Annotated in this window: 2 protein-coding genes; both read left to right on the forward strand. The window is 69.2% G+C overall.

What is annotated here, in order from left to right; translation table 11 throughout:
- On the forward strand, nt 1-1,037 hold a 1,037-nt coding region (locus AOK08_RS41205), incomplete at its 5' end, for an AMP-binding protein (protein ID WP_055535617.1).
- A gap of 225 nt (nt 1,038-1,262) precedes the next feature.
- Nucleotides 1,263-1,673 carry a hypothetical protein gene (locus AOK08_RS41210; RefSeq protein ID WP_055535619.1) on the forward strand — a complete coding sequence of 137 codons (411 nt, stop codon included), beginning with the start codon at nt 1,263-1,265 and terminating at the stop codon, nt 1,671-1,673.
- Nucleotides 1,674-1,717 lie beyond the last annotated feature (44 nt).

Below are 1,717 nucleotides of genomic sequence, written 5' to 3' on the forward strand. Positions count from 1 at the left end.
TCTACACCTCCGGCACCACCGGGCCGCCCAAGGGTGCCGTCATCCCGCGCCGGGCGATCGCGACCACCCTCGACGCGCTCGCCGACGCCTGGCAGTGGACTGACGAGGACGTGCTGGTGCACGGGCTTCCGCTCTTTCATGTGCACGGTCTGATTCTCGGCATCCTCGGCCCGCTGCGGCGCGGCGGCTCGGTACGGCACCTCGGTCGGTTCGGGACGGAGGGCGTGACCCGCGAGCTGAACGACGGGGCGACCATGCTGTTCGGCGTACCGACGATGTACCACCGGATCGCGGAGGCGCTCCCCGGCGACCCGGCACTCGCCGAGGCGCTCGGCCGCGCCCGGCTGCTGGTCTCCGGTTCCGCCGCGCTGCCCGTGCACGACCACGAGCGGATCGCGGCCGCGACCGGCCGGCGGGTGGTGGAGCGCTACGGCATGACCGAGACCTTGATGAACACGAGTGTCCGCGCGGACGGGGAGCCCCGGGCCGGCACGGTCGGTGTGCCGCTGCCGGGTGTCGAGCTGCGGCTCGTCGAGGAGGACGGGGCACCCATCACGGCGTACGACGGCGAGACCGTGGGCGAGATCCAGGTACGCGGGCCGAACCTGTTCACCGAGTATCTGAACCGGCCCGACGCCACCGCCGCCGCCTTCACCGCCGACGGCTGGTTCCGCACCGGGGACATGGCCGTACGGGACCCTGACGGGTACGTACGTATCGTCGGGCGCAAGGCCACCGACCTGATCAAGAGCGGCGGCTACAAGATCGGCGCGGGTGAGATCGAGAACGCGCTGCTGGAACACCCGGGCGTGCGCGAGGCGGCGGTGACCGGGGAGCCCGACGCCGATCTGGGCGAGCGGATCGTCGCCTGGATCGTCCCCGCCGATCCCCAGTCCCCGCCGGACGCGGACGAACTGGCGAACCATGTCGCCGCCCGCCTCGCCCCGCACAAACGCCCCCGGGTCGTGCGCTGTCTGGACGCCCTCCCGCGCAACGACATGGGGAAGATCATGAAGCGGGCTCTGCCCAGCACCTGATCCTGCCCAGCACCTGAACCTGCCCGTCCATTTGATTCGGCCCCTGGGCCGGTGACCTTCCTGGTCACCGGCCCAGGGGCTGTCCCATTTCCCGGCCCGCCCACCGGTCGGCAGGCCCGCCCAAACGTTGTTTGGACCTTCGATTCAGGTCGATGAACAACTCTCTGTCCTGGAAAGTCAGTCGTGTCTTAGCCCAGCACTCGAAGAAAAGAAGGGAGCGGGGCCGTGTCCCGTTCACTCCGCAAAAAGTTCGCCGGCGCTCTCGCCGTCGCCGCCATGGTGGGTGGGTCGCTGACCCTGGCCACCGGTGAGGCCAGTGCCTGGTCCGCACCCCGCTGCAACTCCCCCGCGCTCACGGGGTGCGTACAGATCAACAACTGGACGCACAACGTCCACAGCTTCCGCCTTGAGGTCATCGAGCCGAACGGCCACAGCTGGAACCGGTGCCTGAACGGGACCAACCCGGGCAGCACGAGCTTCTATCCCGGCGTGTGGTTCGCCAACCACGACGCGGTCTTCACCACGGGTTACTGGGGCAACAACTGCGAAGGCTGGTCGAAGGTCAACGACCTGCACCCGAGCTGGCAGCAGCCCGACGCGTACCAGTACTGGTACCTGAACGCCTCCCAGGGCTGACCCCGCCCCGGCACCGCTCACCCCCTGGTCTCTTATACACATCT

This window comes from Streptomyces graminilatus (assembly GCF_001418565.1).
GTDB classification, from domain to species: Bacteria; Actinomycetota; Actinomycetes; order Streptomycetales; family Streptomycetaceae; genus Streptomyces; species Streptomyces graminilatus.